The 26,041-nt window shown below is 57.9% G+C and carries 17 protein-coding genes and 1 pseudogene; all 18 read left to right on the forward strand.

Annotation, left to right across the window (positions count from 1 at the left end; genetic code table 11):
- The first annotated feature begins 99 nt into the window (after window positions 1–99).
- Window positions 100–4,023 carry a hypothetical protein gene (locus tag ND528_RS21200; RefSeq protein WP_263471172.1) on the forward strand — a complete coding sequence of 1,308 codons (3,924 nt, stop codon included), beginning with the start codon at window positions 100–102 and terminating at the stop codon, window positions 4,021–4,023.
- Window positions 4,024–4,122: 99 nt separating this feature from the next.
- Window positions 4,123–5,427 (forward strand): glycosyltransferase, encoded by a 1,305-nt coding sequence (locus tag ND528_RS21205; RefSeq protein WP_263471173.1) that lies wholly within the window; start codon window positions 4,123–4,125, stop codon window positions 5,425–5,427.
- 111 nt (window positions 5,428–5,538) lie between these two features.
- Complete coding sequence (locus ND528_RS21210; protein WP_263471174.1) at window positions 5,539–6,402, forward strand: PI-PLC domain-containing protein; 864 nt, start codon at window positions 5,539–5,541, stop codon at window positions 6,400–6,402.
- 90 nt (window positions 6,403–6,492) lie between these two features.
- Window positions 6,493–7,398 carry an AraC family transcriptional regulator gene (locus tag ND528_RS21215; protein WP_137213696.1) on the forward strand — a complete coding sequence of 302 codons (906 nt, stop codon included), beginning with the start codon at window positions 6,493–6,495 and terminating at the stop codon, window positions 7,396–7,398.
- A gap of 342 nt (window positions 7,399–7,740) precedes the next feature.
- Entirely contained in the window at window positions 7,741–9,051 is a 1,311-nt protein-coding gene (locus ND528_RS21220) for an ABC transporter substrate-binding protein (RefSeq protein ID WP_039761571.1), read from the forward strand.
- A 156-nt stretch (window positions 9,052–9,207) separates the two neighbouring features.
- A complete protein-coding gene (locus tag ND528_RS21225; protein ID WP_262137057.1) occupies window positions 9,208–10,134 on the forward strand; it encodes a carbohydrate ABC transporter permease in 927 nt (308 codons plus the stop codon).
- Between the two features lie 8 nt (window positions 10,135–10,142).
- Window positions 10,143–10,973: a carbohydrate ABC transporter permease gene (locus ND528_RS21230; RefSeq protein ID WP_016774872.1), complete on the forward strand. Its 831-nt coding sequence runs from the start codon at window positions 10,143–10,145 to the stop codon at window positions 10,971–10,973.
- Window positions 10,974–11,104: 131 nt separating this feature from the next.
- Window positions 11,105–12,208, forward strand: a complete 1,104-nt coding sequence (locus tag ND528_RS21235) for an ABC transporter ATP-binding protein (RefSeq protein WP_073476158.1) — start codon at window positions 11,105–11,107, stop codon at window positions 12,206–12,208.
- A gap of 15 nt (window positions 12,209–12,223) precedes the next feature.
- Window positions 12,224–13,696 carry a mannitol dehydrogenase family protein gene (locus ND528_RS21240; protein ID WP_262137059.1) on the forward strand — a complete coding sequence of 491 codons (1,473 nt, stop codon included), beginning with the start codon at window positions 12,224–12,226 and terminating at the stop codon, window positions 13,694–13,696.
- 138 nt (window positions 13,697–13,834) lie between these two features.
- Window positions 13,835–15,331: a xylulokinase gene (xylB, locus tag ND528_RS21245; protein WP_262137060.1), complete on the forward strand. Its 1,497-nt coding sequence runs from the start codon at window positions 13,835–13,837 to the stop codon at window positions 15,329–15,331.
- A gap of 13 nt (window positions 15,332–15,344) precedes the next feature.
- Window positions 15,345–16,283 (forward strand): carbohydrate kinase family protein, encoded by a 939-nt coding sequence (locus ND528_RS21250; RefSeq protein ID WP_130909580.1) that lies wholly within the window; start codon window positions 15,345–15,347, stop codon window positions 16,281–16,283.
- 44 nt (window positions 16,284–16,327) lie between these two features.
- Window positions 16,328–16,948 carry a transglycosylase SLT domain-containing protein gene (locus ND528_RS21255; RefSeq protein WP_016774877.1) on the forward strand — a complete coding sequence of 207 codons (621 nt, stop codon included), beginning with the start codon at window positions 16,328–16,330 and terminating at the stop codon, window positions 16,946–16,948.
- 275 nt (window positions 16,949–17,223) lie between these two features.
- Complete coding sequence (locus ND528_RS21260; RefSeq protein WP_263471175.1) at window positions 17,224–19,296, forward strand: type VI secretion system Vgr family protein; 2,073 nt, start codon at window positions 17,224–17,226, stop codon at window positions 19,294–19,296.
- Window positions 19,293–20,117, forward strand: a complete 825-nt coding sequence (locus ND528_RS21265; protein WP_122506825.1) for a DUF4123 domain-containing protein — start codon at window positions 19,293–19,295, stop codon at window positions 20,115–20,117. Before ND528_RS21260 ends, ND528_RS21265 begins: the two co-directional genes overlap by 4 nt.
- A 49-nt stretch (window positions 20,118–20,166) precedes the next feature.
- Window positions 20,167–21,027: a hypothetical protein gene (locus tag ND528_RS21270; RefSeq protein WP_130929798.1), complete on the forward strand. Its 861-nt coding sequence runs from the start codon at window positions 20,167–20,169 to the stop codon at window positions 21,025–21,027.
- A gap of 11 nt (window positions 21,028–21,038) precedes the next feature.
- Entirely contained in the window at window positions 21,039–23,267 is a 2,229-nt protein-coding gene (locus ND528_RS21275; protein ID WP_263471176.1) for a lipase family protein, read from the forward strand.
- An 80-nt stretch (window positions 23,268–23,347) separates the two neighbouring features.
- Window positions 23,348–25,138, forward strand: a complete 1,791-nt coding sequence (gene tssI / locus ND528_RS21280; protein WP_408005049.1) for a type VI secretion system tip protein TssI/VgrG — start codon at window positions 23,348–23,350, stop codon at window positions 25,136–25,138.
- A pseudogene (locus ND528_RS21285) lies at window positions 25,135–26,041 on the forward strand (hypothetical protein); the annotation flags it as partial. The gene tssI and the pseudogene ND528_RS21285, both read left to right, overlap by 4 nt.

A 26,041-nucleotide genomic window follows, 5' to 3' on the forward strand; every position in this document is an offset into this window, starting at 1 on the left:
CACTTAACCTGCCAGCTCTATCCTGAGTAATCCTTGGCCCCGTCATGCAAATAACGGAACGTTTGCCAAACACCATTCAATAAATTCAGGATAGAGCCCATGAAGTTCATTTCAGCCGACGTGGCTGTCACCGTCGACCGCAGCGCGTATGACAAACAGGAACGCGCGCTAATGGCCCGGGCACTGACCGAGGCGATTGCAGCAACCGAGCTTCACGTCTCCGTCGGCAGCTATGCGGCAAGCGCCTCGCGCCCCTCCAGTACAGTATTCAATGTGCAAGATCGTTTCATGCCTCGGGTCGTCGGCAGCAGCTTTGACGAACGTTGCGAACCAGCACGGAACGTCTTCAAAGAGATAATCAACGCGCCTGCTTTTTTACAATTACTGCGCAAACACTCATATGCCGATGACATGCAGCTGGGGGTCAACACCGAGTCCAGGCTTTTTATTGTTTATGATTCGGAATTTGAATCCCATCGGTTCAGCGTTGCCTTTGATAGTGAAGAAACAAGCGTATTCAGCGAAGAGCTCGACATGCTCGCCGAGTTGGCAGAGGACACTGGCGGCGTTATTTATTCCGGTGAAGTGATCGGCATAGAGCAATGGTTGAATTTTCACGGTTATAACTTGCCGACAACGCTTGGCGAAACCAGGGTATTGATTGAGTGGCTTGTCTTCGAACTGCCTGAACCACCCATCCTGGGCGACTACCACGAGTTGCTCCACGCCGATCAATCCTCACCGTTTCATTTATCGATCGCAGAACGCCACGTCATCACCCAGACCGTGCATGAGCTGACCCGAGGTGCGACAAGCCTTTTGCAGGCAGTGGCGTTCGCCAACTTCAACCTGATCCCGGCGCAGGATATACGCGAGCATGCGGACAAGTTTCTGCAAAACTTCCTGCGTCGGAAGACTGCTCGCGCACTCGGGGTCACGTTGCACGAGCGGCTTGGCTGGCATCTGGAGGCCGATGATCCAGCCGTCCGCGATCGCCAGCTCGACGAGATAGTCCTGGCTGCGCTGATCATCGACATGCAATTGCGCTCCGATCAGCCCCTCCTCGCCGGCTATGACTTCTATCAACCGGCCAATAGCGCACGGAGCGCGGCCGAAGTACGCATCCTGTTCGAACAGCATCTGGTTGACGTCGGCCTGAGCGAGGCGCACAACGCGCCACTGGCAGCGCATCTGTTACTGGCGGGTGCGGCACCGGAGCTGCTGATTGCGCAAATCCCGCCCGGGCTGACGCTGGACAAGCCTGGCTGGGTAACAGCGCGCCAGACCGCTGCCGTCATCGAACACCTCGCGCCAGGCAGCTGCCGAGCAATGACGTTTGCGCAAATCAAGGCATTTTCCGAGCTGACAGGTGTTTCCACTGACCTCGACAAATTGTACGAAGCGGTGGCAATCCCGGCGGTGGTGGACTGGGCGGTTTTGAACGGAGTCATCTCGTACCGCAGTGCCAAAGACTACGACAACGCTGCGGTGATCAAGGCTACCGCTTATTTCTCGCGCTATATGCAGGCCCTTGCCCAGTCTGAAACCGGCTTGTCCGCTACGCCCCCCGACCGGCGCAAAATCGCCTTGCAAGCGCTGGAAAAGGTCATGCCCGCCGGTCCCTACCTTGAACAGAAAACCTTCAAAATAAAGTATTTGAGCAGTTTCGAAGAGCGCAGCTGGCTGGAAGGTCTGAAGGCTGCGCATCCGGCGGGGATTCTCAGCGAGTTCTGGGATTTGCTCGCCAGCACCACCGGCAACAACGAATATGCAATCAACGGCCTGCTGCGCCTGCGCCTGTCGATTCTCGATCTGTACCTTTCCGGGGACCTGGTCGAAAACGGAAAACTCTCGGACAAATTCAAGCCCCGCGACAGTTTCCGCGCTCCAGCCGGTGCCTTTGCCCGCCTCGGCGAACTGCAATCGCCGTCGCAACTGTTTGATCAGGCATTCGATGGTTACTACCGGAACGTGCGCGAGGGCTTGTCGTCCCTGATCAAAATGGCGATCACGCAAATGCCGGAGGACGATCGCCTCGCCTTGACCCGCGGCAAAACAACCCTCTACACCGTCCGCAAAGAAGTCAATCCGCTGAATCCGAATCAGGAAACGCAAATCCAGCGGGATGAAGCCCATGGGCGTTACGGGATCATTCTCTGCTGCGGCAACGGTGATCAAATCCGCGCTTACGAGCTGTTCACGTTGCGCGGCGTTTGTCGCGAGCGCCCCGATCTGGCGCTCAAGTTGCAAAGCACCGGCCTCATCCATCAACGTCCGACCCTCTCGTATACCGGTAGCAAGTACGACTTCCAGGACAAGAACAAAGCGAGCCAGTGGCCTCTTGATTACGCCGCCTATCGCGAGGGCAGCGAATCACGCCCGGGCATGACCTCCAAAGTGGTGGTGGAAAAGCTCTGGCAGTTGCAACTCGACGCGACTGATGTGCGGGCGGTTGCGCTGTTCTTTTCAGCGCAACTGGATGCGATCGCCGAGTGCGTGCTGGACAACCATCCTGTCGCCAGCCGCGAAGAGTTGTATGCAGCACTGGATGTGCGCAACGGTTTGGAAGAATGGCGCACCACCAGGGAAACCATCGAAAACCTGGCAATCAACGTCATCGTGCCATTCAAACAATGCGTTGAAGACATCCGCTCCGGACGCACCGACCGCGTCTCCGAAGGTATTGGTGGCTGCGTTCTGGATGGCCTGTCGGTGATCGGCCTGCTGGTTGGTCTTGGCGCGTCGGCAGCGAGCATCCTCGCCAAGACCGGGTCGACCACCCTTAAACTGCTGAAAGTCGCCAAAGCTGTCGCTCGTGCGGCGGTGTCGTTGGCCAACCCGCTCGATGGCGTGCCCGCCCTCGCCCGCAAAGGCTTTCAACTGGCCAGGCGCGGCGTCGTGTTTGCCGGAGCCAGCGCGCTCGATGCCGCGCACACCGCCAGCGTGCAATTTAGGAGATTGATGCATGGCGCCGACGGTCATGACTGGATCAGGCTCTCCCCCACCCGCGATGTGTATCAGGCGACGTGGCGAGGGGTCGATGCGCTTGGCGAGGGAGTCGATATCGCGGTGCTCGAGCGCAACCAGCACTGGCACGCGCTGAACATCCGCACCGGCGGTGCCTGGGGCCCGCGCCTGAAACTACTCGACCTGGGCAACTTCGCACCGTTGAAGCGTCTGCTCGGCCGCTTCAAGCCGTTCAGTTACACCCGTGGCTATCTGAAAAAAGCCATTCCCGTGGCGCGCAGCAAGCTGGACAATTCCATCAGCGCGCTGATGGAATTGTCCTCCAACGACGACATTCCCGCAGTGCTCAGGCATGTGTTCGGCAATGATTCCGATGAAGTGGTTGAACATGTGTCCAAGCACCTGCGCGCCATGCGCAGGGATCTGGAATCGATCAGTTTCAGCAACGTCACCTTCCGCCCGCATCAACCCGGCGTGATTGCATCGCTGTCGCCACCGGCCTACAAGCGCTGGAAGACGGCGCTGCGCACCGGCAAGACCATCGATGAATCCGCCGGCAAGTTTCTTTCGATCTACCCGGACAATCTCGATGAGTTCTACAAGTTGTCCCGCTACGACGACGGTAGCGTCGCCGACGTACTCATCCATGAAATGTCCCACGGTGGCCCGGACACCCTTGATCTGTATTACGGCCAGGTGTACCCCGATTTGTATCATGCGGAATTCGATGCGGTCGGTTTGCTGGAGCTGGCCCGAGATGCGCGAAAGGCTCACCCGGACAACCTGATCAATCCGCACCACGCGCTGGCGTACCGACCGGGTTTCGTCCAGTTCGACCAGATGAAGGCGAGTCTGCCGAAACTGGTCCAGAATCACCCCGCGCTGGCCAATGCGGAGTCCTACATGCTTGCGGTGTCCCTGCTCGATCAAGCGCACACCCGCCCGGCCATATTGAGCTTCAATATCAAGACTATCGAATATGCCGTGAGCAAGACCGCTGCTGGCAAGTTCCTGAAAGGGCCGCTGCTGCTAAATCTCGCCAAACCGGTCAGCTGAACGCGCAAACGATCGGCGGTGAAAGGGCTACAGGGTGCATTTCAATCACTTCGCTGTGGTTTAATTGCGCCCTTTTTTCCATGGGTCAGAGGATCAGTCGTGAGTCATTCGTGTACCACCAGAGTTCTGGTCATCGGCTACGTCTGGCCAGAACCGCGTTCGTCGGCGGCCAGCGGGCATGTCATGCAGATCCTCGAAACGTTTCTCGAGCAAGGCTGGGACATCACGTTCAGCAGCCCGGCCGGCCCGGGTGAACACAAGGCTGACCTCGTATCGCTGGGCATTCGCGAAGTACCGATCGAGCTCAACAACAGCAGTTTCGATACGTTCATCAGCGAGTTGGTACCGGATATCGTGCTGTTCGACCAGTTCATGATGGAAGAACAGTTTGGCTGGCGTGTGGAAAAAAACTGCCCGGATGCCCTTCGTATTCTGGAGACCTCCGATCTGCAAAGTCTGCGTCATGCGCGCCATCTGCGCCTGAAGGACCGGCTCAAAAGCAACGACGAACAGACTGATTTCAGCGAACTGTTTTCCCCGGCATTGCACGAAGAATTCCAGCTGATGGCGGGTACCGATCTGGCCAAACGGGAAATCGCCGCGCTGTATCGTTGCGACCTGAACCTGATGATTTCCGAAGTCGAAATCGATTTGCTGGTGCAGGAGTTCGGCGTGCCCCGCCAGATTCTGCACTGGTGTCCGTTGATGATAGATATTCCGGCCACGGCGCCGCGTGGTTTCGCCGAGCGCGCGCATTTCCTCAGCATCGGCAACTTCCGCCACGCGCCGAACTGGGATGCCGTGCTCTGGATGAAAACCACCCTCTGGCCGTTGATCCGCGCGCGCTTGCCACGCGCGCAACTGCACATCTACGGGGCCTACACGCCCCCCAAGGCGACTGCTTTGCACAACCCGGCTCAAGGTTTTCACATCATGAACTGGGCCGAAGATGCGCTTGAGGTGATGTCTGCAGCACGGGTCTGCCTCGCGCCACTGCGCTTCGGCGCGGGAATCAAGGGCAAACTGGTCGATGCCATGCTCTGCGGCACCCCGAGTGTGACCACACCGACTGGCGCCGAAGGCATGCACGGCGACAGTCCCTGGCCCGGAGCGGTTGTCCTTGACGCGAACACGTTTGCCGAACAGGCGGTGCAGTTGCACGAAGATCCGTCACGCTGGCAGCAGGCGCAGGTTCTGGCTGAAGCACTGTTGCAACAACGCTACCAGCGCAATGTGCACGGCCCTCTTCTCATCAACAGGATCAACGATTGCCGACAACATTTGGCACAACTTAGAAACGACAACTTTACCGGTGCCATGTTGCGTCATCACACGCTCAAAAGTACCCAATACATGGCTCAATGGATTGAAGCCAAGAACCAGTTACATTCTACGGAGCGGTAGTCACAGCCCATACACGACTTGCATTGAAAGCAAACTATCGCGATAAACCGAATATGCCTATAACCATCCTGCGCGCAAAACTTTCATTAACGATCTGGCAGGATGTTCAACATGCAAGACCAAGATACTTTTCAAAGTCATCAATGGATGGCTGATTCTCCACTACTCGACAAACTTTCGTTATTCGAGATGACCCTGCCCGGCGCACATAACGCCGGGTGTGACTGGGAAGCCTCCTACGCTTTGATTCCCGGCAAAAACTGGCTTGCCTGTCAGGACGTGTCCTTTTATTCGCAATTGAATCGCGGTGCTCGCGCACTTGACCTGCGCCTCATTTACAACAGCGAGGCAAACCATCTGGGGAGATTTCGCTTCCATCACAATGGCTATACCTCTTCGCGAACTCTTGAAGACCTCGTCAGGGATCTGAAGGGATTTCAGGAACGGAGCCGGAATGAATTTATCGTTCTCGACTTTCATGAACTTTCCAGCGTCAACGACCCATTCAATCATGCGCAATTCAAATCAGCTTTGCTGGAACAGCTTGGGGAGCGAATCATTCCCACCGAAAACCTGCATCTGACACTTGGCCAGCTCAAAGCCATCAATCCATTGCAACGCATCATGGTGGCCGCGCCGATGACCTGGGAAACGCAGGAATCCCGTTTCGAAAGTCCGATCCAGCACAAATGGATCGGGCAGACTCAAGTCAACACCACGGATCTGCATGGCTATATCAAAGGTGTTCTAAGCAACCCCGTCAGCACACGCCGCCCATGGTCATTATCGGCAACCAGCTTCACCCTCGGTGGACCTCAGCGAATCCTCGACAGCCTTGACGAATGGTTTGACCCAGGTAAGACCGACTGGGCGCGCAAGTGCAATATCATCAATTTCGATTTCATCAAAAACTCGAACATTGTGCGCTTTTGCCAAATGGCCAACTTGCAAAAGGCTCACGACAAGCCCAGCTAAGCGCGGTACCCAGCCACGATCAGGTGGAAGTGGCACAAATGTCGGAAAACGAGGCATCATCGCGCAGCAATAATAAAAAAGTGCCCCGTCATGACTCGAACCGCTCGCGTGACCGACCCCTCTTACGAGTTGATGGATGACCATAACGGTTTATCCATCATCTATCGCCAGCACGGCTTTCCGTGCCCGCTGGTGCGCTGGCATTTCCACAAGGAATACGAACTGCACCTGATCGTCGCCAGCTCCGGCAAGGTGTTCATCGGCGACTACATCGGTAATTTCTATCCCGAGACGCTGTTTCTGACCGGTCCGAACTTGCCGCACAACTGGATCAGTCAGGTCGCCGAAGACGAAGTGGTCGAGAAGCGCGACATGCTGGTCAACTTCACCGACGAACTGTTCGAGAGCGGCCATCAGGTGTTTGCTGAGTTGAAAACCCTGGCGCCACTGCTCGAGCGTGCGCAGTACGGCATCGAATTCCGCTGCAAGCGCACGATCCGTCAGGCCATGACGCTCATGCAGCGGATCGCCGACAGCACCGGCATCACTCGCCTCGGGCATTTTTTCATCCTGATGGAATTGCTCGCGGCCAGTGATGACTTCCAGTTGTTGTCCGGTGCCACCACCCCGCAATTGGCCGACGAACATAACATCGACCGCACCAACCGCGCGGTCGATTACATCTTCAGCCATTACGCCCGGGACATTTCACTGGAGGAAGTGGCCGAGCATCTGGGCATGACGCCGACTTACTTCAGCCGAGTGTTCAAACAGGCGACCGGGCGCAACTTCATTGAGTTCGTCAACCGCCTGCGCATCAGCAAATCCTGTGAGTTGCTGGCCGATGGCGACAAACCGGTGACCGAGGTGTGCTTCGAGTCGGGCTTCAACAATATTTCCAACTTCAACCGGCGCTTTCAGCAACTCAAGGGCATGACGCCGTCGCACTATCGGCGGCTGGCGGTGCAGCGGCTGACTGAACAGAACCATCTCTGACGACACTATCCCTGTGGGAGCGAGCCTGCTCGCGAAAGCGGTCTGTCAGTCAAGAACCCTGTGACAGGGATATCGTCTTCGCGAGCAGGCTCGCTCCCACAAAAAACCGTGCCCCGGCTGGCGAAATCTGTACGCATTCGCGAACGATCCTTCGCGCAAAAGCCCTTCCCTGCGTTCCCCCGCTCAAACCCCAGTGCAAAAAAGTATCAACAAAAGTGCTAGGGATGATTTGTCAGCCCTTCGATTGAGGGCTGTAATCAGCGCAGATTCTTCCTGCATTCGGAAGACACAAAAACAATAACTGTCCTTCTGCCCCGTCGGGTGTCAGAAAAGGAGTGCACGATGCAACCCACTGCAAAAGCTCTGCTCGCTCTCACCTGCATGACCCTCAGCAGCGTCAGCCTTGGCGCCCAGACCCTGACCATCGCCACCGTCAACAACAGCGACATGATCCGTATGCAAAAACTCTCGAAAACCTTCGAGAGCGAGCATCCGGACATCAAGCTCAATTGGGTGGTGCTGGAAGAAAACGTCCTGCGTCAGCGCCTGACCACCGACATCGCCACTCAGGGCGGCCAGTTCGACGTGTTGACCATCGGCATGTACGAAGCCGCACTCTGGGGCGGCAAGGGTTGGCTGGAGCCGATGAAGGATCTGCCGGCCAGTTACGCCCTCGACGACGTCTTCCCGTCGGTGCGCGAAGGCCTGTCGGTGAAGGGTTCGCTGTATGCGCTGCCGTTCTACGCAGAGAGTTCGATCACCTATTACCGCACCGACCTGTTCAAGGCAGCCGGGCTGACCATGCCGGAGCGGCCGACCTGGGAAGAGATCGCCGGGTTTGCGGAAAAACTCACCCAGAAAGACAAAGAGCAATACGGCATCTGCCTGCGCGGCAAGGCCGGTTGGGGCGAGAACATGGCGCTGGTGACCACGGTTGCCAACGCTTACGGCGCGCGCTGGTTCGATGAGCAATGGAAACCGGAATTCAGCGGCCCGGAATGGAAAAATGCGCTGAATTTCTACGTCAACACCATGAAGAAATCCGGCCCGCCGGGCGCATCCAGCAACGGCTTCAACGAAAACCTCGCCCTGTTCAACAGCGGCAAATGCGCGATCTGGGTCGATGCCAGCGTCGCCGGCTCGTTCGTCACCGACAAGACTCAGAGTAAGGTCGCCGATCATGTCGGTTTCACCTTCGCTCCGCATCAGGTCACGGATAAAGGCTCGGCGTGGCTGTATTCGTGGGCGCTGGCGATTCCGACCAGCTCCAAGGCCAAGGACGCAGCAAAAACCTTCAGCGCCTGGGCCACGTCCAAAGAGTACGGCGAACTGGTTGCCAAGACCGATGGCATCGCCAACGTGCCGCCGGGCACCCGCGCTTCGACCTACAGCGATGCGTACATGAGCGCAGCGCCGTTTGCCAAGGTGACGCTGGAATCGCTGAAAGCCGCTGACCCGAGCAAACCGACGCTGAAACCGGTGCCGTACATTGGCATTCAACTGGTGACCATCCCTGAATTCCAGGCGGTGGGCACCCAAGTCGGCAAGCTGTTCTCGGCGGCACTGATCGGCCAGACCACGGTGGATCAGGCGCTGGCGGCGGCGCAGCAGACTACGGAACGCGAGATGAAGCGCGCGGGTTATCCCAAGTAAGCGCTGAACGACTTGCTCCTGCCTCTTGTGGGAGCGAGCCTGCTCGCGAAGGCGTCGTGTCAGCCAACACACATGACACTGATCCGGCGCTTTCGCGAGCAGGCTCGCTCCCACATGGGGATCTCCATAGGTCTGTATGACTCGGTTGTGAATGCCATGAATACTTCAACTGCCAAAGCCCACATCGAACTGTCGCCACCCCAGCGCAAGCTGCGGGTGCGCAATCCCGGCTGGTTTCTGGTCAGCCCTTCGGTGGCGCTGTTGCTGCTGTGGATGATCGTGCCGCTGGGCATGACCCTGTACTTTTCGATGATCCGCTACAACCTGCTCTACCCCGGCGAAAACGAATTCGTCGGGCTGGAGAACTTCACTTACTTCCTCACCGACTCGGGTTTCATGCCCGGCGCGACCAATACGTTGTTGCTCGTTGGCAGCGTGCTGCTTATCAGCGTGGTCTTCGGTGTGTTGATCAGCGCGTTGCTGGAGGCCAGCGAATTCCTCGGTCGCGGCCTGGTGCGGGTGATGCTGATTTCGCCGTTCTTCATCATGCCCACCGTCGGTGCGCTGATCTGGAAGAACCTGATCTTCCACCCGGTCTCGGGAATCCTCGCCTACATCTGGAAGCTGTTCGGTGCGCAACCGGTGGACTGGCTGGCGCACTACCCGCTGCTGTCGATCATCATCATTGTTTCGTGGCAATGGCTGCCCTTCGCGATCCTGATTCTGATGACCGCCATGCAATCGCTGGATCAGGAACAGAAAGAAGCCGCACGCCTGGACGGTGCCGGCCCGATCGCGATCTTCTGGCACCTGACCCTGCCGCATCTGGCGCGGCCGATTGCCGTGGTGGTGATGATTGAAACGATCTTCCTGCTCTCGGTGTTCGCCGAAATCTTCACCACCACCAACGGCGGCCCCGGCTACGCGTCGACCAACCTCGCCTACCTGATCTACAACCAGGCGCTGGTGCAGTTCGACGTCGGCATGGCCTCGGCGGGCGGTCTGATTGCGGTGGTCATCGCCAACATCGCCGCGATCATTCTGGTGCGGATGATCGGCAAAAACCTGACTGACAAAGCGTGAGGCCTGCCATGACCCTCCAACAATCCCGCCGCCTGCAAAGCCTGCTGCTCGGCACCCTGGCCTGGGCCATCGCGATCGTGATTTTCTTCCCGATCTTCTGGATGGTGATGACCAGTTTCAAGAGCGAAATCGACGCCTTCGCCACGCCGCCGCAGTTCATCTTCACGCCGACGCTGGAGAACTACCTGCACATCAACGAGCGCAGCGATTACTTCAGTTTCGCCTGGAACTCGGTGGTGATCTCCTTCAGCGCCACCGCCCTGTGCCTGTTGATCGCGGTGCCGGCAGCCTACTCGATGGCGTTCTACGAAACCCAGCGCACCAAAGGCACGCTGCTGTGGATGCTCTCGACCAAAATGCTGCCGCCGGTGGGCGTGCTGATGCCGATCTACCTGCTGGCCAAGAGTTTCGGCCTGCTCGACACGCGCATCGCGCTGATCGTGATCTACACGCTGATCAACCTGCCGATCGTGGTCTGGATGGTTTACACCTACTTCAAGGACATCCCCAAAGACATCCTCGAAGCCGCCCGCCTCGACGGTGCGACGTTGTGGCAGGAAATGGTTCGCGTGCTGCTGCCGATCGCCAAGGGCGGCCTCGCCTCGACCGTGCTGCTGTCGCTGATCCTGTGCTGGAACGAGGCGTTCTGGTCGCTGAACCTGACCTCTTCGAATGCCGCACCACTGACCGCGTTGATCGCCTCGTATTCAAGCCCCGAAGGGCTGTTCTGGGCCAAGTTGTCGGCGGTGTCGACCCTGGCGTGTGCGCCGATTCTGATCTTTGGCTGGATCAGCCAGAAGCAACTGGTGCGCGGCCTGTCGTTTGGTGCCGTGAAATGAACTGAAAAGCAAAAGATCGCAGCCTTCGGCAGCTCCTACATGGAATGTCCAATCGGTATAAACCTCCTGTAGGAGCTGCCGCAGGCTGCGATCTTTTGATCTTGAAAAACAACAATGCGGAGGCCCATCTCATGGCCAACCTGAAAATCAAGAATCTGCAAAAAGGCTTCGAAGGCTTTTCCATCATCAAGGGCATCGACCTGGAAGTGAACGACAAGGAATTCGTGGTCTTCGTCGGCCCATCGGGCTGCGGCAAATCCACCCTGCTGCGCCTGATCGCCGGCCTTGAAGAGGTCAGCGGCGGCACCATCGAACTCGATGGCCGCGACATCACCGAAGTCAGCCCGGCCAAGCGTGATCTGGCGATGGTGTTCCAGACCTACGCGCTGTACCCGCACATGACGGTGAAAAAGAACATGTCGTTCGCCCTCGATCTGGCCGGCGTGCCGAAAGCCGAGGTCGAGCGCAAGGTTGGCGAAGCGGCGCGGATTCTCGAGCTCGGGCCGATGCTCGAGCGCAAGCCGAAACAGCTCTCCGGCGGCCAGCGCCAGCGCGTGGCGATCGGCCGTGCCATCGTGCGCAACCCGAAGATTTTCTTGTTCGATGAACCGCTGTCCAACCTCGACGCGGCGTTGCGCGTGCAGATGCGTCTGGAGCTGCTGCGCCTGCACAAGGACCTGCAAGCAACGATGATCTACGTGACCCACGATCAGGTCGAAGCGATGACCATGGCCGACAAAGTCGTGGTGCTTAATGGCGGCAGAATCGAACAGGTCGGCTCGCCGCTGGACCTCTATCACAACCCGGCCAACCTGTTTGTCGCAGGCTTTCTCGGCACGCCGAAAATGGGTTTCCTCAAAGGCAAGATTGCCCGCATCGACGGCGCCAGCTGCGAAGTTTCGCTGGACGCCGGCACGCGTATCACCCTGCCGTTCAACGCCGCCAACCTCAGCGTCGGCAGCGCGGTGACGTTGGGCATTCGTCCGGAACATCTAGAGCTGGCGCAACCCGGCGACTGCACGTTGCAGGTGACTGCCGACGTCAGCGAACGCCTCGGCAGCGACACCTTCTGCCACGTCACCACCAGCGCCGGTGAAGCCCTGACCATGCGCGTGCGCGGCGATCTGGCCAGCCGTTATGGCGAGCAATTGAGCCTGCGTCTGGACCCGACTCACTGCCACCTGTTCGACGCCGAAGGTGTGGCGCTGACCCGCCCACTGCGCGCTGCCGCCTGATTTCGAGACTATCCGATGAAACTCAACCAACAGAACCTCAACCGCCTCGCCGCCGAAGTGCAACTGCCGGGCTACGACCTCGGCGACACACGCCAGGGCATTGCTCACATCGGCGTCGGCGGTTTTCACCGTGCCCATCAGGCGTATTACACCGATGCCTTGATGAACACTGGCGAAGCGCTGGACTGGGCAATCTGCGGCGTCGGCCTGCGCCCGGAAGATCGCCGCGCCCGCGATGATCTGCGCGAGCAGGATTACCTGTTCACTCTGTTCGAACTGGGTGACAGCGATGACACCGAAGTGCGCGTCATCGGCGCGATCCGCGACATGCTGCTGGCCGAAGATGGCGCGCAAACGCTGATCGACAAACTCGCCGAACCGCAGATCCGCATCGTTTCGCTGACCATCACCGAGGGCGGCTACTGCATCGACGACAGCACCGGCGAGTTCATGGCGCACCTGCCGCAGATTCAACACGATCTCGCCCATCCCGAGGCGCCGGGCACCGTATTCGGTTTCCTCTGCGCCGCGTTGGCCAAACGCCGTGCGGCGGGTGTTCCGGCATTTACCGTGATGTCCTGCGATAACCTGCCGCACAACGGCGCGGTCGCGCGCAAGACGCTGCTGGCGTTCGCCGCGCTGCGTGATCCGCAATTGCGCGATTGGATCGAGCAGAACGTCAGCTTCCCCAACGCCATGGTCGACCGCATCACGCCGATGACCAGCACCGCGCATCGCCTGCAACTGGCCGACAAACACGGCGTCGACGATGCGTGGCCGGTGGTCTGCGAACCGTTTGTGCAGTGGGTGCTGGAGGACAAATTCGTCAACGGCCGCCCGGCCTGGGAAAAGGTCGGCGTGCAGTTCACCGACGATGTCTCGCCGTACGAAGAGATGAAAATCAAACTGCTCAACGGCAGTCATCTAGCGCTGACGTATCTGGGCTTTCTCAAGGGTTATCGCTTCGTCCACGAGACCATGAACGATCCGCTGTTCGTGCAGTACATGCGCGCCTATATGGATCTGGATGTCACGCCGCAGCTGGCGCCGGTGCCGGGCATTGATCTGAGCGAATACAAGGACACGCTGGTGGCGCGGTTCTCCAATCAGGCGATTGCCGATCAACTGGAGCGCGTGTGTTCGGATGGCTCGTCGAAGTTTCCCAAGTTCACCGTGCCGACGATCAATCGGCTGATTGCCGATGGCCGCGAGACCAAGCGTGCAGCGCTAGTCGTGGCGGCGTGGGCGCTGTATTTGAAGGGCGTGGATGAGAATGGCGATACGTATGAGATTCCGGACCCGCGAGCGGCGTTCTGTCAGGGATTGGTGGCGGACGATGAGTTGATCACCGAGCGCCTGTTGGGCGTGGAAGAAATTTTCGGCACGGCGATACCGAAGTCGGCGGAGTTTGTTGCGGCATTCGAGTGGTGCTGCCAGAGTCTGCGCGAGGTTGGGGTTTCGCGAACTCTGGGACGAGTTCTAGCCTGATCCTGCGGCGATGCGACTGACGTCTTCGCGAGCAGGCTCGCTCCCACAAGTGATGTTGGAACACTGACCTGTGGGAGCGAGCCTGCTCGCGAATAGCCGCCATACTCGGAAACACCCTGACATCCTGAGGACCTCATTGTGACCAGCCAACAACTCTTCCTGGGTATCGACTGCGGCACCCAAGGCACCAAAGCGATTATCCTCGATGCCGACAGCGGCCAGGTGCTCGGTCTGGGCGCGGCGCCGCACACGATGATCAGCGGCGCCAACGGCCGCCGCGAACAAGACGTTCAACAGTGGCTCGACGCATTCGTCAGCGCCACCCGCCAGGCCTTGCAAGCGGCAAACGTCGACGGCCAGGCGATCCGTGGCGTTGGCGTCTCCGGCCAGCAACACGGCTTGGTGCTGCTCGATGAGCAAGGCGCAGTGCTGCGTCCGGCCAAGCTCTGGTGCGACACCGAAACCACGCCGGAAAACGAGCGCTTGCTCGCACACCTTGGCGGAGAGAAAGGTTCGCTGGAACGCCTCGGCGTGGTCATTGCGCCGGGCTACACGGTGTCGAAACTGCTCTGGACCAAAGAGCAGCATCCCGACGTGTTCGCACGCATCGCCCGAATTCTGCTGCCTCACGACTACCTCAACTACTGGCTCACCGGCCGCGCCTGCAGCGAATACGGCGACGCCTCCGGCACCGGCTATTTCAATGTGCGCACGCGGCAGTGGGATTTGCAGATCCTGCGCGACATCGACGCCAGCGGGCGTTTGCAAACCGCGCTGCCGGAGCTGATCGACGCGCACGCCGCCGTCGGCACTCTCCTGCCGGCAATCGCCGAGCAACTCGGCATCAACCCCAACGCCGTGGTCTCGAGCGGCGGTGGCGACAACATGATGGGCGCCATCGGTACCGGCAATATCCAGCCCGGCGCGATCACCATGAGCCTCGGTTCTTCCGGCACGGTCTACGCCTATTCGGAGGAGCCGAACGTCAGCGCCGATGCCTCGGTTGCCACGTTCTGTTCCTCCAGCGGCGGCTGGCTGCCGTTGATCTGCACCATGAATTTGACCAACGCCACCGGGGCGATTCGCGAACTGTTCAAGCTCGATCTGCCGACCTTCAACCATCTGGTCGCACAATCACCGATCGGTGCCGAGGGCGTGAGCATGTTGCCGTTTCTCAACGGCGAACGCGTCCCCGCCCTGCCCCACGCCACCGGCAGCCTGCATGGCCTGACCATCGACAACCTGACCCAAGCCAATCTGTGCCGCGCCGCCGTCGAAGGCACCACCTTCGGTTTGCGCTACGGGCTGGATTTGCTCCGCCAGAATGGTTTACAAAGCCTGCGCATCTGCCTGATCGGCGGCGGTTCGAAGAGTCCGGTGTGGCGGCAGATCGTCGCCGACATCATGAACGCCCCGGTGATCTGCACCGAACAAAGCGAAGCCGCCGCACTGGGTGCGGCGATTCAAGCGGCGTGGTGCGCGTCGCGCTCTAACGGCGATGATGTCTCCCTGGCCGAGCTGTGCGAGCGCTGCGTGAAACTCGACGCGGGCAGCGAAACCCTGCCGATCGCCGCCAATGTCGCGGCGTTCCAGCAGGCCTACGAACGCTATCAACAGCATGTCGCAACCCTATAACGAGCAAACAACTATGTACCTGGTGTGTGGCGAAGCCCTGTTTGATTTCTTCAGCGAAAACGATGCCAGCGGGCTGGCCTCGAAAGTCAATTTCAAGGCGATTGCCGGCGGCTCGCCGTTCAACGTCGCCGTCGGTCTGCGCCGCTTGGGCGTGGACTCGGCGCTATTCGGTGGGCTGTCCACCGACTACCTCGGCCGCCGTTTGCAGCAAGTGCTGCAGGACGAAGGTGTGCGCCCGGACTATCTGGTGGATTTCGCCGCGCCGACCACTCTGGCAATGGTCGCGGTAGGCGCCAATGGCTCGCCGCATTACAGCTTCCGTGGCGAAGGCTGCGCCGATCGGCAATTGAGCGAGGCGCATCTGCCAACACTTGGCGACGAGGTGCGCGGCCTGCACATCGGCTCGTTTTCGCTGGTAGTACAGCCGATCGGCGACACCTTGCTTAAGCTGGTTCAGCGCGAAAGCGGCAAACGCCTGATCAGCCTCGATCCCAACGTGCGCCTCAATCCCGAGCCGAACATCGAGCTATGGCGCGAGCGCATCGCCACGCTGGTGCGCCTGGCCGATCTGATCAAAGTCAGCGACGAGGATCTGAGCCTGCTGTATCCCGAACAGAATCCGCAGCATGTGATTGAAGGCTGGCTCGAACATCGCTGCCAGATCGTCTTCCTGACTCGCGGCGGCGACGGCGCGACCGTGTTCAGTCGCGCCCATGGCTCGTGGTCGGTCCCGGCCAACCCGGTGAAAATTGCCGATACGGTAGGCGCTGGCGACACCTTCCAGGCCGCGCTGATCACCTGGCTGACCGAACATTCGCTGGACTCCGTCGAAGGCGTGCAGCAGCTCAGTCGAGAGCAAATCGACGGCATGCTCAGGTTCGCCGTGCAAGCCGCCGCGCTGACCTGCAGCAAAACCGGTCCGGATCTGCCCTATCGTCATCAATTGAGCTGAGCGCGTAGACTGTCGGCCTTTTTGCGCACGACGGAAAACAGCTCTTGAATCACAGGCACATCCTCGCCCTCCTGACCCTGGCCACTCTGCTGAGCGGTTGCGGCACCTCGCCGCCCCGCTCACCGGAAGACATCTGCGCAATCTTCCGCGAGAAAAGCGACTGGTACGACGCTGCGCAAGTCACCCAGAAACGCTGGGGCGTGCCGATTCAGGTGCCCTTCGCGATCATGTATCAGGAATCCGGCTATCGCTACGACGCCAAGACGCCACGCAAATACCTGCTCTGGGTAATTCCGTGGGGCCGCGTCTCCACCGCGTCCGGCTACGCGCAAGCCAAGGACGAAGTCTGGGCCGACTACCAGAAAAGCACCGGTCGCAACTGGGCCGACCGCGAAGACTTCGACGACGCCATCGACTTCGTCGGCTGGTACATGGACAAGACCACCTCGATCAACGGCGTGTACAAATACGACGCCTATAACCAATACCTGAACTACCACGAAGGCTGGGGCGGCTTCCGCAACAAGACCTACGCCAGCAAGGCCTGGCTACCGCCGACCGCGCGCAAGGTGCAGAACCGTTCGGATCTGTATGCGCAGCAGTATGCCGGCTGCAAGGAAGACCTCAATCGCGGGTTCTGGAGCCGGTTCTGGCATTGGTTGTAGAAGCCCTTCGCGAGCAGGCTCGCTCCCACAGGACCTTAGTGAACGCCGATTTTGTCTACACCCGAGAAACCTGTGGGAGCGGGCTTGCCCGCGATGGCAATCTCCCAAACACCATCAACGTCTATGAAAGGCCCGATTTCACTGGCCCAAACCGCCCTCCTAAGGGTTTTCCCTATGGCATCAAGGCCCCACACCTACGCCATTTGCGCCTTGAATGAGGCCGTCTAATCCTGCAACATCCATCACCTGCTTATTCAACGGACGGAATTCAAGGCATGCTGGACGCCAATGCAACCCACATCACCCTCTCGATCGAAGACGCCAACGCCGACCTGCAAGTCCTCAGCTTCACCGGTCGCGAAGCCCTCAACGAACCGTTCCGTTTCGACCTCGAACTGGTCAGCGCCCGCCCCGACCTGAAGCTCGAAGAGCTGCTGCACAAGCGCGCCTGCCTGACGTTCGGCGCCACCGGCGAAGGCAAGATTCACGGCCAGGTCTATCGCATCGAGCAGGGCGACTCCGGCAAGACCCTGACCCGCTACAGCATCAGCCTGATGCCGCAACTGGCCTATCTGCAGCACAACCATGATCAGCAGATCTTCCAGCAACTGACGGTGCCGAAAATCATCGCCCAGGTGCTGGAAGATCGCGGCATTCTCTCTGACGCCTACAGCTTCCAGCTCGGCGCCGAGTACCCGGAGCGTGAGTATTGCGTGCAATACGATGAGTCCGACCTGCACTTCATCCAGCGTCTGTGCGAAGAGGAAGGCATTCACTTTCACTTCCAGCACAGCAGCAGCGGCCACAAACTGGTGTTCGGCGACGATCAGACGGTGTTCCGCAAACTGAAGCCGGTCAGCTACCAGCAGGACTCCGGCATGGCTGCGGAGAAACCGGTGATCAAGCGCTTCAACCTGCGGTTGGAAACTCGCACCACCCGCGTCAGCCGCCGCGACTACGATTTCGAAAAACCCAAGCTGCTGCCCGAAGGCGCGGTCAAATCCGAATTCGCCCCGGACCTGGAAGACTACGACTACCCCGGCCGCTTCACGACTCGCGAGCGCGGCAAGTTCCTCTCAACCCGCGCCCTGGAGCGCCATCGCAGCGACTACAAACTCGCCGAAGGCAAAGGTGATGAACCGACGCTGACCAGCGGCCATTTCCTCACGCTCGCCGAACACCCGCGCGCCGAGTGGAACGACCTGTGGCTGCTGCTGGAAGTCTTCCACGAAGGCAAACAACCGCAAGTGCTCGGCGAAAACGTCACCAGCGACGTCACCGACAACAAGAGCGATTTCCACCAGGGCTACCGCAACAGCTTCCTCGCCACCCCGTGGGACGCGCACTACCGCCCTGCCCTCGAACACCCGAAACCGAAAGTACTCGGCAGCCAGACCGCCGTCGTCACCGGCCCGCCTGGTGAAGAGATCCACTGCGATCAGTACGGCCGCATCAAAGTGCAATTCCACTGGGACCGCGACGGCCAGTCCGACGACAAAACCACCTGCTGGATGCGCGTCGCCAGCGGTTGGGCAGGCAGCGCCTACGGCGGCATCGCCATCCCGCGCATCGGCATGGAAGTCCTCGTCACTTTCCTCGAAGGCGACCCCGACCAGCCCCTCGTGACCGGCTGCCTGTACCACAAGGAAAACGTCGTCCCCTACGACCTGCCGGCCAACAAGACCCGCAGCACCTTCAAAACCCTCAGCTCCCCGGGCGGCAAGGGCTACAACGAATTCCGCATCGAAGACAAAAAAGGCGCCGAACAGATCTACATCCACGCCCAGCGCGACTGGGACGAAAACATCGAACACGACCAGAAAATCCGCGTCGGCAATGAACGGCATGACACCGTTGAAGCTAACGTGTTGAGCGAGTTCAAGGTCGAAGAACACCGGATCACCCATCTGGACCGCATCAGCGAAATGCGCGCGGATGATCACCTGACAGTGGGTGTGACGCAGCATGTGAAGGTTGGGACTGGGCAGTTTGTTGAGGCCGGGACGGAGATTCACTATCACGCTGGTGAGAAGGTGGTGATTGAGGGTGGCATGGAGCTCACGGCCAAGGCTGGCGGGAGTTTTGTGAAGGTTGATGCGGGTGGTGTCACGATTAGCGGCGCTGAGGTGAAGGTGAATACCGGTGGTGCGCCGGGGGTGGGGACTGGGATCGGGATTCTCGAACCCGTCATTCCATGGGCCGCCGCGAAAGACAAGGCAGGCGCCCTGCTTGTTCCGGCGGCCGTACAGATGGCCATGGCCAAAGCCGCTCGTGCAGCGGGTAATATTCGTTGCCCTATTTGCGAAGCCTGCCGGGAAGGTAAATGCGATTTGGGAGCTACGGCATGAGTGACGTGCTAAATAACTGGATGGGCGAACAATCCCGCCTCAACCGAGTCTTGATCCTTGTACTCGACAGCCTCGCCGAACCAAACCCGGTGACACCGCTGTATAGCGCTGGCGTCATGCAGCGCTCAGTGCAATTGTACCGACGCACCGAATTCTCAAAGTTCGCGGCAATCAGTCCGTGGCTGACCGAATTGCACAACCCTGGCAACGATGCCTTTCGCAGACTGCTCGATGACCCTGAACGCAACTGGGGCTGGATCGGCAGTATGGACAGGGCCGACCTCGACAGCCTGACCCAGCATTGGATCGCGCGCATGGTAATCGACGAAGACGGCGACCGCTCGCTGTTTCGGTTCCAGGACAACCGGGTGCTGGCGCGCTGCCTCGCCAATATGAAGGATAGCGAGTTGCCGCTGCTGCTTGGGCCAATCGGCAGTGTGCTGTATTGGGACGAGAATCAATGGAAAAGTGCGGACAACAGCAGATCTGGAATGTATCCGGTACCTAATCCAGAGCCATGGTTGCGCAATCCCGAGTCCGGTGAACAGGCTCGCAGCATCTTGCGCGAAAACCTAAAACGATGGTTATTGACCTATCACCTTGAGGCAGCTGCCACCCTAGCTGAGACCCGAGTGGTCAGTGAATGGCTTGAGTATCAACTGGATTTACTTGATGTCTGGGGCTGGCAACTACCAGAGCAAAGGGAGTTGATGTTGAGTCGTCGACTGTCAGAACAATGTATGCAAGATGTCGCATGGTCTCCTTTGCCAAATGAAACTTCTTTAGAGCATTTTGAAAGATGCAAACGAGTATTCAGCTGAGTTTATCAACCCACTTTAGTTATGTTTTAAGTTTTCTCGGGACGCGACGATGAGCAAGTTATCAGCTTCACTCACTTTAAATTCATTACTACTTATGGCGCTCCCTTTATTCGGCGCCTGTACCTCCGCCAGCCAAATTGCTCAGAGCAGCATTGAAGACATTACCAGCCACTACGGGTCCGACTCGTTTACCCTGGTAGCGACTACACCTGCAAATTTTGGTCTAACAGCAAAATCACAATATTCACCACTAGCTGGTCAGGATTGCAAAACTTATTCAGCGGGCTTAGGAGGAGAAGTAACCCGACGGCATCAAAAAACAGATCAGATTGATGTAAAGAATATCGAACAAACTGCCCGCTTCGATATTCCGCTCAGTTATAGCATAGCCGGATGCAAGATGGAGTTGACTCGCGTAGACATGGCCATTGACGGCCGCTATGGCACATCTTCATTGGATATCGGGGGAGATTTCGGCGGAATAACTGTAAAAGAAAATACGACCAATGACGGATCGTCTTCATTAGGCGATGATCACTCTGAATTTAGAGGTCTATGTACTTGGATGTTCCAACTAAGCGTGGAAAGAATCGAAAAAGACGGAATTTCAAAAATATTATCGTGCAGCGCAGCTAATTCTGAATGGAACGTGCCCTCCGACTATTTTGAACGCAATAAGCCGGGCGGAACTGTTCAACGATCAAGCATTAAAAACAAAGAAGTAAAATTCACATTCCGCTTGGCGAGAGATGAAGAACCTAGCATGGACAATCGGTGGATCAAGACCACAGAAGGATGGAAGCCCTGCCAGGAAACCGCAACATCAAAAAGGTGCCAAACACCTCCAGTTTTCAAAAAATTCAAAATGGACGGCCGCGAGTGTACGGTATATCCAACTTGCACTGAATAAGGACATTCGCTATGACGGATCCATACCTGTGTGATAAAAGCGTGTGCCCCGCCAGAGGCAGCTGGATCAGCTTTAGATTGGTGGACGAATTTGGAGATGGCAAACCCTACGCCGGCTTGAGCTATGAATTGACCGATGCAGAGGGTCAAAAGTACGATGGCACTCTGGACAGCGATGGCTACGCCAAAGTAATCAATAACTACAAAGGCCCGGTAACTCTGACGTTAGCAAAACCATATGCGGGTGGAGACGCTTGGTATGACACCCTTGCCGACCGAAAAGATTACCGAATTCCTCTGACTGAATTTCAGGTCGCAGCTGAAAAGACGTTACATCGGCCAATCGGCAGTACAGCAAAAACTGCCGCGTACAGAGCCTCCTCAGAACAAGCCGAATTTTACAACGTAGAAGTTCGGCAATTTGTAAAACACAAACGTCACTTGCCGGCCCCGGCAAAACTATCCAAGCCGGTACCTTACGGCTGGACAAAACTTGCCTGTGATTTCGCCGCGGGAAGAGTTCCGGATTACGGAACGGCTCTATTACCAGATAAACACTATGTACTGGAAGTCCGTGCGCTACGGGCGTTCAGGCCATTAATTTCTTTGGCGCCTGACTTCAGCGCGGTAAATCTTTATAACCTTTCTTTGTTGGCGACGCTGAGCTACGGCGATTTCGGGCAAGTACCTGAGAATCCTAATGCACCAAAAGACGTCGACAACCCGAAGGCACAAGAACCTGGGGGAGAAGTAAAATTCCCTGCGGTAGGAACTATCGGCCATGTGCTACAGACTTGTTTGGCCTGTTATCAGGAACCCATGCGTTATGCCGACGCCAAGACTGTAAATTATCCCATTGTTGAAGATGTGCCTTATTCAAAACGATTGGAGATCATACCTTACGATCCGCAACATTATAAGAGTGCCGACGAACAGGAAACTCCTTCGCAAGTTCATTTTTTTAATGATAAGCGCGGATACTCATTGGATTCAAAAAAAACCGATACGCAAGCCTACGCCACACATGATGACCGAATGATTCTCATAGCCGTACGCGGAACAGCGGAAAAGTGGGATGCCTTGCGCGATGGTGACGCGGAGCAAGTACCAGTAAAAGATGGCGTCGGCAAGGCTCACAAAGGATTCCACGAAGCCTATGAAGTATTACAACCTTTTGTGGTTAAGTATCTCGCCAGATTCCGTACAAATAACCAGCGAGTTGTGGTTTGTGGCCACAGCCTGGGTGGGGCGATAGCGCTTCTGTTAGCTGAATGGATACGTAATAAATTTGACGACCAAGCAATACTTTATACCTTCGGCTCACCTAGAGCAGGTGATGCGGACTTTGTCGAGGGAGCCAAACCTCTCGTTCATCACCGAATTGTAAACAACAATGATCCGGTACCCAGCGTACCCGCAGCTTGGATGGATACCAAGCAAGCAGTCTGGGTTACCGGAGTCGCAGCCACTGTTACTGGAGGAGTCGCACCGATTGTAGGGGGAATCATATTTGGTGCCGGATTGAATCGGTTCGGCGGGAAGCCTTACCGGCATCATGGCATACAACGCTACTTCACCCCTTTGCGACTGCCAGGTAACCAGATTTCATCGGTATTGTGGACTCCAGGTTGCGAAGGGTATGAAGAGTCGGCAATGACACAGCTTTGTTATGCGAATATCAAAAATAATGACACTCCTGAACGTAGCAACTTCGGAGTACAGGTGATGAACGGGGCAGACCATACAATGCTTGGCGGCTACATTCCCGCCTGCTGGGCGACTTTGCGACGCTGGCAAGATACGCAAACCAGCGGCGGGAAAATCATTACGCCTCGCGAAGCGCTCAATCTGCGGACACAATTAAGGTTCTACCGCTCCGAACTAGAAAAATGGCAGAGCGCGCAGCAAGTGGAATTTCCAGGAGGAACGATTGAAGGCAGACCTCAGGATCGCGCAACGGCTCTCCAGAGAAGATCAACTATGTCTGAACTCCAAACTCGCCAGAAGGAAATTTCTCTGGCAGTGAGCCATAATCAAAAAGAGCTCGAAAATATCGAGACTACGCTGAAGAACATAGATTTATTGGAGCAAACAACTGTAGAGCTTTCCGACGTGTACGGTGATCGTGCCGAGTTACCGGAACTGAAAACTCAAATCCAACGATGGGCTGATCACAAAGAGAATCAAGCCATCGTGCGAGTTGCCCAAGTCCCGCAAGGGGCGATAGCGAACACCGCTTGAGCTATCCGAGTTCGAGCACAAACAGAGAGCCATGGGTAGGCGATTGTTCTACCCAAGGCTACGTTTCTATATGCACTTTAATGGTGAACATCTTAGAGGACACGCACTGGCAAAAAAGATGGAGCTTAAATCGAATCGCGTTCCGCAAACTGAAGCCGGTCAGCTATCAGCAGGACTCCGGCATGGCTGCGGAGAAGCCGGTGATCAAGCGCTTCAACCTGCGCCTGGAAACCCGCACCACCCGCGTCAGCCGTCGCGACTACGATTTCGAAAAACCCAAGCTGCTGCCCGAAGGCGCGGTCAAATCCGAATTCGCCCCGTGCCTGGAAGACTACGACTACCCCGGCCGTTTCACGACTCGCGAGCGCGGCGAGTTCCTCTCAACCCGCGCCCTGGAGCGCCATCGCAGTGACTACAAACTCGCCGAAGGCAAAGGTGATGAACCGACGCTGACCAGCGGCCATTTCCTCACGCTCGCCGAACACCCGCGCGCCGAGTGGAACGACCTGTGGCTGCTGCTGGAAGTCTTCCACGAAGGCAAACAACCGCAAGTGCTCGGCGAAAACGTCACCAGCGACGTCACCGACAACAAGAGCGATTTCCACCAGGGCTACCGCAACAGCTTCCTCGCCACCCCGTGGGACGCGCACTACCGCCCTGCCCTCGAACACCCGAAACCGAAAGTCCTCGGCAGCCAGACCGCAATCGTCACCGGCCCGCCCGGTGAAGAAATCCACTGCGATCAGTACGGCCGCATCAAAGTCCAATTCCACTGGGACCGCGACGGCCAGTCCGACGATAAAACCACCTGCTGGATGCGCGTCGCCAGCGGTTGGGCAGGCAGCGCCTACGGCGGCATCGCCATCCCGCGCATCGGCATGGAAGTGCTCGTCACCTTCCTCGAAGGCGACCCCGACCAGCCCCTCGTCACCGGCTGCCTGTACCACAAGGAAAACGTCGTCCCCTACGACCTGCCGGCCAACAAGACCCGCAGCACTTTCAAAACCCTCAGCTCCCCCGGCGGCAAGGGCTACAACGAATTCCGCATTGAAGACAAAAAAGGCGCCGAACAGATCTACATCCACGCCCAGCGCGACTGGGACGAAAACATCGAACACGACCAGAAAATCCGCGTCGGCAACGAACGGCATGACACTGTTGAAGCCAACGTGTTGAGCGAGTTCAAGGTCGAAGAACACCGGATCACCCATCTGGACCGCATCAGCGAAATGCGCGCGGATGATCACCTGACAGTGGGCGTGACGCAGCATGTGAAGGTTGGGACTGGGCAGTTTGTTGAGGCCGGGACGGAGATTCACTATCACGCTGGTGAGAAGGTGGTGATTGAGGGTGGCATGGAACTCACCGCCAAGGCTGGCGGGAGTTTTGTGAAGGTGGATGCGGGTGGTGTCACGATTAGCGGCGCTGAGGTGAAGGTGAATACCGGTGGTGCGCCGGGGGTGGGGACTGGGATCGGGATTCTGGCGCCGTTGATTCCAGGGCTCGCGGCGGTGGACGCCGCCGGCAGACTGATGGATACAGCCAAAGCCAATCCGACGTGGCTTGAACTGAATTTGCATTACGACAACCTTGAGCCTGTCCCTGGTGCCTCTTATCGCGTTGAGTTTGCAGACGGTTCAACTCGCGAAGGTGTGCTGGACGATGACGGTTTTGCCCGCCTTGAGGACGTCCCGAAAGGCCCGGCCAAGGTTTATTACGGCGAGGACCCGCGGCCGTTCACCCGTGAAAGCGTAGCGGTCGTGCAGAACTCGGATGAAAAGGTTAACGAAGACCTGCGCAAACTCGGGCTCGACCCGAATCAGGTCGATTTACAGGCACTAGTAGAGAAAGCCGCAGGGAGGCTGACATGAGCGAGGCAGTAGCTGAAAGCGCAAACGACGGTGGCGAAGACCGTAGCGCCGCCTATCAAGAGGCTGCAGTCGAACTGGCGAAAGGTATCGCGCTGGGCGCAGTGCCATTTCTGGGACAAGCCATCGACGCCTACGACACCATCGAATCCTCCATCGTCCTCTACAACGCAGAGTCGACCGATGGAAAGGAAGATGCGCAATTCGACCTGCTGATGGCCGTCATCGGCTGGATCCCCGGTCCCGGCGACGGCCTGAAAAAGAGCCTGCGAATCGTCAACAAAGACCCACAACGGTACGCCCCGGTGTTGTTCGACCTGCTGCGCTTCGTTCTGCAAGAGTGCGGCATCAAAACCAGCCCGGAAGAACTGCTCAAGCAGATATTCGACGCCGGCAAGCTGCGCGCCGAACTCGACGAAATCATCACCGGCGTAAAAGGCTCTTCGACTTTTCAAAGCCTGCCCAACTGGGCAAAGACCTCAGTCGTCACCGTCCTTGCCGCCTCCCGCGACAACATGCCGGCCATGGTCGGAATTGTTGAAAAGCGCTTGGTCAAATGGAAAGGCATGCAGCGCAACAGCTCTGCTGCCTCCTCCGGTTCAAGCCATCCGAAAAGAGCGGAAAAGCCTGCGAACAAAGATGCCGCCGTTGCAGCCAAAGGCACAGACGGTGCCAGTGGCACTCACTCCAATCAGGTCGAAGCCTCCAAAGTTGGTCTTCAGGCTCCTTCCAGCATTTTGAACGAGGGCTTGGGTGTCAGCGGCGAGCACATCGCCGACTACATCTGTGCCGTGGAGTTTGGCTGGGGCAAGGACTGGGATGGGCACGACAAGGGCGCTGACGGTAAGTGGCTTGAGGGAGTGCCAAGCGCAAGCAAGTTGGGGAAACTTTCGGCGGGCGGCAGTC

It is taken from the genome of Pseudomonas mercuritolerans, assembly GCF_025706525.1.
GTDB lineage: Bacteria > Pseudomonadota > Gammaproteobacteria > Pseudomonadales > Pseudomonadaceae > Aquipseudomonas > Aquipseudomonas mercuritolerans.